Source organism: Rhodomicrobium udaipurense JA643, assembly GCF_000636015.1.
Lineage (GTDB): Bacteria > Pseudomonadota > Alphaproteobacteria > Rhizobiales > Rhodomicrobiaceae > Rhodomicrobium > Rhodomicrobium udaipurense.
Genome location: NZ_JFZJ01000151.1, coordinates 1 through 7,332, shown reverse-complemented (window position 1 = coordinate 7,332; position 7,332 = coordinate 1). Strand labels below are relative to the sequence as shown.

The 7,332-nt window shown below is 62.3% G+C and carries 9 protein-coding genes and 1 tRNA gene; 8 read left to right on the top strand and 2 right to left on the bottom strand.

All coding sequences use genetic code 11. The features are described from left to right. From T281_RS15390 to T281_RS19345, 6 genes are all read left to right on the top strand, one after another. Positions 1-391: DUF3800 domain-containing protein (locus tag T281_RS15390; protein ID WP_037241387.1), on the top strand; the 391-nt coding region annotated here is incomplete at its 5' end. A 915-nt stretch (positions 392-1,306) separates the two neighbouring features. Then, the gene (locus T281_RS15385) at positions 1,307-1,531 is read left to right on the top strand and encodes a hypothetical protein (RefSeq protein WP_037241384.1); all 225 of its coding nucleotides are present in this window, start codon (positions 1,307-1,309) and stop codon (positions 1,529-1,531) included. Then, a complete protein-coding gene (locus tag T281_RS19350) occupies positions 1,528-1,695 on the top strand; it encodes a hypothetical protein (protein ID WP_199502251.1) in 168 nt (55 codons plus the stop codon). The genes T281_RS15385 and T281_RS19350 overlap by 4 nt, the downstream gene beginning before the upstream one ends. Further along, complete coding sequence (locus T281_RS15380) at positions 1,692-1,889, top strand: hypothetical protein (RefSeq protein ID WP_037241379.1); 198 nt, start codon at positions 1,692-1,694, stop codon at positions 1,887-1,889. Before T281_RS19350 ends, T281_RS15380 begins: the two co-directional genes overlap by 4 nt. After that, complete coding sequence (locus T281_RS15375; protein ID WP_037241376.1) at positions 1,886-2,095, top strand: hypothetical protein; 210 nt, start codon at positions 1,886-1,888, stop codon at positions 2,093-2,095. The genes T281_RS15380 and T281_RS15375 overlap by 4 nt, the downstream gene beginning before the upstream one ends. Further along, positions 2,092-2,775: a TRM11 family methyltransferase gene (locus T281_RS19345; RefSeq protein ID WP_052037567.1), complete on the top strand. Its 684-nt coding sequence runs from the start codon at positions 2,092-2,094 to the stop codon at positions 2,773-2,775. Before T281_RS15375 ends, T281_RS19345 begins: the two co-directional genes overlap by 4 nt. Positions 2,776-2,912: 137 nt before the next feature. On the opposite strand, the gene T281_RS15365 is transcribed toward T281_RS19345, so the two are convergent. Both T281_RS15365 and T281_RS15360 read right to left on the bottom strand, forming a co-directional pair. Next, a tRNA-Arg gene (locus tag T281_RS15365) sits at positions 2,913-2,989 on the bottom strand. A 388-nt stretch (positions 2,990-3,377) separates the two neighbouring features. Continuing rightward, positions 3,378-5,423, bottom strand: coding sequence for an elongation factor G (locus tag T281_RS15360; RefSeq protein ID WP_037241374.1), 2,046 nt, complete (start codon positions 5,421-5,423; stop codon positions 3,378-3,380). A 247-nt stretch (positions 5,424-5,670) separates the two neighbouring features. On the opposite strand from T281_RS15360, the gene T281_RS15355 reads away from it, so the two are divergent. After that, entirely contained in the window at positions 5,671-6,153 is a 483-nt protein-coding gene (locus T281_RS15355; protein WP_037241371.1) for a hypothetical protein, read from the top strand. 556 nt (positions 6,154-6,709) lie between these two features. Then, on the top strand, positions 6,710-7,332 hold a 623-nt coding region (locus T281_RS15345; protein WP_155955297.1), incomplete at its 3' end, for an Hsp70 family protein.

The window sequence follows — 7,332 nt, the reverse complement described above, 5'->3', positions numbered from 1 at the left end:
TTGCGACCCCGCAAACCCTTACGAAATCGCCCTGAGCTTCTGCATGGAGCGCCTACAGCGGTGGCTTCGTGAGAGGAACCAGGTTGACCGGACAACCCATGTAATCGTTGAGCGCCGTGGTGCTGCGGAGGATACAAAGCTGGAGCTGGAGTTCCGGCGGATCGCAGACGGGCGCAACCCTGTCGGACGTATGCCGAATCTTGACATACGGTTCATGGATAAGAAGCATAATTCCACCGGTTTGCAGATTGCGGATCTGACCGCGCACCCCATCGGACGGCACGTGATCAATCCTACACAGCAAAACCGGGCTTTTGAGCTGATAGAACCGAAGTTGCGACGAGGTCCGAACGGCAGGTGCAACGGCTACGGTTTGAAAATCTTCCCCTAAAAAAGCGAAAGGCCCCGAGGTTTCCCGAGGCCAGACGCCGAACGAGCATTCCCGTTCCATTTGGATAGATAATAGCGTCGGGAGCTGTCCGTGTCAATATGTTCTCTGTATGTTCCCCACCATTGTCGCCCTTGCCGCCACCTTGGTCAGCGCCGGGTATGACCTTGCCTTCACCTCGGTAAAGCGGAGTATTTCCCGTATCTAATCTCCAGCTCGGTAGATCCTGAAGCGACCGGCCGCCAGGTACTAACCCCCTTCGGCAATCGCCGTCCGCAAAGCCTCCAGCAGCGATTTGTCTGCTTTCCGAGGTTCATGGGGCTGGTCAGGCATGGGTGGGCTCCCCTTTTTACGGTTTCATCATGAGCCGCCTTCGAAAAGGTCGCAAGGCGGTCCGGAGGAAGCGCTATTCTCCAGCGCTGCGGTCGCATTCCAAGCCCGAGCTGACCATTCCCGAATTCGTCTACAGGTTGGCGGTATCTCGACTTGCCATAGACGGCGGCCTCTCTTGCGTGCCTTGCTGGCCCTGCAGCGGATGCCCAACAGGCTCTCGCGGTCGGTTTCCTGAGCCTTGGCATGCCCGGCCCATCTGCCGATCCCTTCTCTATCCAAAACGCCGCCTGAAGGCCCAGACGAGGCGTTGCCTGCCCCGAGGAAGACCGGGGTGGACTCCGCTTGGACGCCGATGCCCTGACGGGGCTCTCCTTTGGCAAGGAAATCCTCCCCAAGCGGCCTTGAAATGTCGGGTGGTTTGGACCCCGGCGCGTACCAGCCAAGGGGTTTCCCCAGCTTCCGCGCTTCGCTTGTGCAGCCGGGCGATGCCCCTCCCCGTTGGCAGGCCCGCTCATGGCCGGTGTCCCTCTTCTGACCCGACAGGCCGCAAAGGGTGCGGTCTCGAACCAAAAGGAGAAACCCATCATGAGCAACAAGCAGCAACCCGGAAGAAAGCCCACCCACGGCGTCTTCCACATCCGGGGCGAAGGCAAGAACGCCTACTGGACGAAGATCGGCGCCGCCTGGATCCACGAGGACGGCGAAGGCCTGAACCTGAGCCTGGAGTGCATCCCCACCGACAACACGGGACGCCTGGTCATCCGCGCCAACAAAGCCGACACGCAAACCCAAGGGGAGGCCGCCCGATGAGCCGCAGCGACTACGCCTTCCTCGCCGACCAGTTCCCGGAGTTCAGGCTCCGGGCAAGGACCGACCAGGAACTGGAGGACCTGCTCGATGCCTGGTTCGCCCACGACCACCTCGACGATAATCCCGTCTACAGCTGGAACGACGACGAAGGAGACGCCCAATGAGCCAGATCAAGAGCTACAACGTCGCGATGATCATGTGGGAGACCTGGAACATCTGCGTCGATGCCGCCTCGGAGGATGAGGCCAAGGCACAAGCAAGCGCCTCTTACGAAAGGCACGGCCGTGAGGAATTCTCCTGCCAGGCCAGCGGCGTCGACGGTTTCGAGATCATTGACGAACAGGAGGCCGACGAATGAGCACCGTCAATCCCTCCTGCAAGGACTTCACCATCATCCTGTACGAACGGAACGTGTTTCAGTTTACGGTCAGGGCCGAAGACGGGGACGTTGCTGAAGACATCGCCTTGGAAACCTACTACGGCTGGTCGGAAGTCGACCGCGCCCGATACATCTCCGGTGAACAGGGCGGCGTGGAGCTGAACATCGAGGAGGCCGCCCAATGAACGCCCCTCGCCTCCTCCTCCCCCACGAGCTTCGCACGCGCCATCTCGTCACCGAGACCGCCCGGGCCTTCCGGTTCGGGCCACGGATCCATCCCAACCGGGCTGCCTATGAGTTCTACCCGACGCCACCGGAGGCGACGCGCGCCCTTCTCTCGGTCGAGCGCTTCGATGGCCCTATCTGGGAGCCCGCCTGCGGCACCGGCTGGATCTCAGAGGAATTGATTGCGGCCGGATACGACGTTGTGTCCACGGATCTTGTCGATTACGGCTACGGCGAGCCGCGACGCGACTTTCTCGCGGAACGGAAGCCGCTGGCGAAGCACATCGTCACCAATCCGCCTTACGGCCGTGGGCTGGCCGATATGTTCGTGAAGCACGCGCTGGATCTGACCGCCGAGAGCGGCGGCACGGTCGCGATGCTGCTGAACCTGTCGAGCCTTTGTCATCCGCTGCGGCATGCGTTTTACGTGAGCCACCCACCCGCCGTCATCTATGCGCTCGACGAATGCATCTGCTGGCCGTATGGCGACCCCGCACGGGCGACCACCACCATCGCGAAGCAGCGGTATTGCTGGCTGGTGTGGAAACATGGGCATTCCGGGGCGACGGAGTTCCGGTGGCTGCGGGTGAAGGACTTCACGGTCCCTCGCGTAGCCAAGACGGTTCGGCTTCTCTCCTGAAAGAGGCCGAATCAAGCCGAGACCGTGGCAAACACGACCCCCAGACCAGCGCTTGGGGCGCGTCTCGCGATGTTTGCCATATGTTTGCCGGGGCAATTTCGCGGGGAAGCGGCGTCGGCGTAAGTTATTGGGATTATTGGCGCACCGGGGAAGATTCGAACTCCCGACCCCCAGATTCGTAGTCTGGTGCTCTATCCAGCTGAGCTACCGGTGCGGAGCAGTGTCGCGCGAAGCGATCTGCGAAGGCCATATCTCTAGCGGGTTAAGTGCGTGTGTGCAAGCATTCCGTAGCGAAATTTCGGGGACTTTTTCGGCCAAGCTCAGCCGCGTTGCCGGCGATCCGAAACGGCGCCCGGTTGCGGAGCCAAACGCCGCGTCCAAAAGCGCTCGAACCATTTCCCCCGCGCGCTTTCGAGAACTCGTCCCCAAAGCGGACGCGGGTCTCAGCCGAATGCCCATGAAAAAAGCCCGAGGCAGTCCGCTACGAAAAACGGAAAACCTCGGGCGTGGTCGGACGACGCCGAAACGCTAGTTATGCTGCTCGGCGCGCTCCAGTTCGCGTCCCGGCCCAGGAGCCGGTAGCGAACCGGTCGCGCGCAACGCTACGCGCTCCGCTGCTGGGAGCGCTCCGCCACGATCTGATCCGCGACGCGGCCCGACAGCTCGATGAGATGGTCGAACTCGGCCTTGAAATGACCCGCGCCCGCCGTGGCCGACCGCAGCTCAATGATGAGGTCGTGGATTTCAGCCTCGGGAATGTGCGCCTCGATGGTGTCCCAGGCGGTCCAGCCGGGGCGCGCGTCAAAGCCGAGGATTTGCCCGCGCCGCGCCGAGATCATGCCGTTGACCTTCGCCGTCGCCTCGGTCGGCACGGATATGCTGACGGCCGCGACCGGCTCCAGCAGCACCGGCTGACATTTCGGCATGCCCTCGACCATCGCGAGACGGCCCGCCAGACGGAAAGCCTGATCCGATGAGTCCACCGTATGATAGGAGCCGTCCTTCAGCGTCACGGCCACGTCTACCACCGGAAAGCCGAGCGGCCCGCCAGAAAGATAATCGCGCACCCCGGCCTCCACAGCCCCGAAATAGTTGCGCGGCACGGCACCGCCCGTGACGACTTCCGTGAAGGCGAAGCCCTCGCCGCGCGGCTGCGGACGGATTTCCACGAGAACGTCGCCGAACTGACCGTGCCCGCCGCTCTGCTTCTTGTGGCGGCCGCGCACCTCGACGCTTTTGCGGATCGTCTCGCGATAGGGGATTTGCCGCCGCCGCGTCTCGGCCTTGACGCCGAAGCGCCGGGCGAGCTTTTCGAGCGCGACGCGAAGATGCATCTCGCCCTGCCCCCACAGCACCATCTCGCCCGTCTCGCGATCCTGGTGGAGCGATAGCGCCGGATCTTCGTCGATCAGCTTGGCAAGCGCGGAGGTCAGCTTGATCTCGTCCTTGCGGTCGCCCACGGCGATGGCAAGCGCGTAGACCGGCTTCGGCGGCTGCACCGGGTCCACCGGCGCGGCGAAGCCCTTTTCGCCCGAAATCGCTTCGCCCGTATGGACGCCTTCGAGCTTGCCGAACGCCGCGACCTCGCCTGCTTCGGCCGGACCGCGCTTCTTGATGTCGGGGCCTGACACGGAAAAGACGCCGGAAATGCGCTCCTCGCCGGACGCGCTGTAGACCGCGCCGCCATCCGCGAACTGGCCCGCCAGCACGCGCGCGAGCGAGAGTTTGCCCGCATGCGATGTTTGAATGGTCTTCACGACGTAAGCCGCCGATTTCGCCGCGCCAAGGCCGAGCCTTTCGGCGGTTTCGGTGACGAACGGGGATTCGTGCCGCAGAGCCTTAAGAAGCCTGCCGATGCCGTGGCCGGCTTCGGCCGAACCGAAGAACACGGGGCAAATCTGGCAGCGCTTGAACTCGGTCACGAGGTCCGCGAAGATCTGATCGCGGCTCGGCACGCTGTCACTCAAAAGCTGCTCCATGAGAGCGTCGTCATAATCGGCGAGCTTCTCAAGCATGGAAAAGCGCTGTTCGGCCTCGAATTGTGCGAGGTCGTTCGGAATATCGATCAATTCGCTCGGCGCATGCGGGCGATAGACGAACGCGCGTTCGAGCGCCAGATCGACGAACCCGCTCACCGCGCCGCCTTCCTGAATGGGAACCTGGCGGAGCACAAGCGGAAGGCCGCTCGCGGGCTGCATCGTGGAAAGCAACTCGGCGATGTTGCCACCGGCCTTGTCGATCTTGTTGATGAAGAGGAAATGGGGAATCTTCGCGGCTTCGAGAGACTTCAGCACGCTTTGCAGCGCGTAGAGCTTCTTCTCGTCCGCCTCGCATACGACGACAGCGGTGTCGCAGGCGGGCAGCGCCGCCGTGCCGTCGAACTGAAATTCGATCGAACCCGGAAAATCGAGCGCCGTGAAACGGTCGCCGAGATATTCGAAGCTCGCGACGTTCGATTCCACGCTCATGCCGTGGTTCTTCGCCTCCGGCGACGTGTCGCCGACGGTTTTTCGAGCTTCCGCGCCCTCGGGCGTCGCGCCGGCTCGGGCGAGTATGGCTTCGAAAAGAGAGGTCTTCCCGCTGCCTTGAGGTCCAACGAGTGCGATACAGCGGGGGCTTCTGCCCCCTGCATTTCCATTTCCGCCCATGCGTTTCGATCCTGTGTGGAATTATGCACTTGCGGGCGTGCCGTCAGCACGAGCCGCGACGAAAGGCATGGTCGCCCCGGATTGTGGAATAAGCAAGCGCCGCGATGGATCGGCGGGCGGTTCCACACCTGCGCGAATTGACGCCGAAGGCTCTGCAAAAACGCCGCGACGCGATTGACACGATGCGGGGATGATGGTTGCAAGCTGGGCAAGCCTGCCGAGTCCCAAGCCGCGAGTTTTTCAGCCCATGAGTCACGAATTCGACGCGAGCCTCATCCATCCCGAACCCGCCGCCGAGGCTTTGCCGCCTGACCTTCGCAATGCGGTCGAAAGCGCGAAGCGGATGCCGAGCGCGTTCGCCAATGCGAAGCTTCACGGCGAAAACGAATTGCGGCGGCTCGTGCAATCCTGCAATCGCATCGCGTGGAGCACGGCACCTTCGGATCTCCGCGCGCCGAGCCGCGAGGAAGCCGAAGCTCTGCTCGCCGCGCTGGCACCGGATGCGCGCGAAAGGCTAATCGCCGAGGCGAAGCTCGCGGCCGAGCAACGCCGGTTCGTCGGCATCCTCCACGTCATCGAGCGCGAGGTCGCGGCGCAGAAGGCCGCCGAGCAAGCCGACCGCGTGCGCTACGAAGCGGAGCAGCGCGAAATCGCGGAGTTCGAAGTCTTCGACGCGGCGGGAAAAGCCGCCCGATTCGAGGCGTGGCGCGCGTCCAGACGCGGAGCTTGAGAAGGGATCAGCGTTTGGATCTGCCAGCCTCACCGGCTCGACCCCTCGCAATCGAGCCGCCACGTGCCGTCGCCGCAGACCGTGATCTCTGACAGCGTGTGCATAATGAGTCGACCTCGGCGAGGACGGCCTCGCGCTCCGGCGTCTTTGCCCCGCGCCGCGCCGGAAGGACCCAGCGATTGCTTCATCGCAAGCCGGCAACACGGGGCTTTTTTTGCGCAAATGGCCCCGACGCCACACTCTTGCCCCATCGCGGCCACATCGACGGGATGCTTTACGGTGGAATTTGCACGATTTTCGCCGGTCCCGCATGCGGCGAAATGCTCCTGATGGCGCCATATTTCGGCACCCAAGACAATATCCTGTTCGTGAAGCACGTCGGAAGCGTTACGGCGAGCCGCTGGTGCTTGCGCGGCTTCAAGCGCTCCCCTATATGAACACCAATTCGAGATAAACATTCTCGGCGCGGGACGAAGATATCAAATAAATACGGGGTGGCTGGCTTTAAGCGGCCTGTCGTCTCGCGACAAGAATGAGCAGCACGAGGTTCTAAACCATGTCGAAAGTGATTGGCATTGACTTGGGCACGACCAATTCTTGCGTGTCCGTCATGGAGGGAAGCCATCCAAAGGTCATCGAGAATTCAGAGGGCATGCGCACGACGCCGTCCATGGTGGCGTTCACCAACGATGGCGAGCGTCTGATCGGCCTGCCCGCCAAGCGCCAGGCCGTTACGAATCCGGAAAGCACCTTTTTCGCGATCAAGCGCCTTGTCGGCCGCCGCTTCGACGACGAAATCGTCAAGAAGGACATGAACCTCGTTCCCTACAAGATCGTTCGCGGCGACAATGGGGACGCTTGGGTCGAGTCCAACGGCAAGAAATACTCCCCTTCTCAGATTTCGGCCTTCATTCTTCAGAAGATGAAGGAAACGGCAGAAGCATATCTCGGCGAAAAGGTCGAGAAAGCCGTCATTACCGTTCCCGCCTACTTTAACGACGCCCAGCGTCAGGCTACCAAAGACGCGGGTCGCATCGCGGGCCTCGAAGTTCTCCGCATCATCAACGAGCCGACGGCGGCCGCGCTTTCCTACGGCCTCGACAAGAAGAAAGAATCGAAAACCATCGCCGTGTACGACCTTGGCGGCGGCACGTTCGATATTTCCGTGCTCGAAATCGG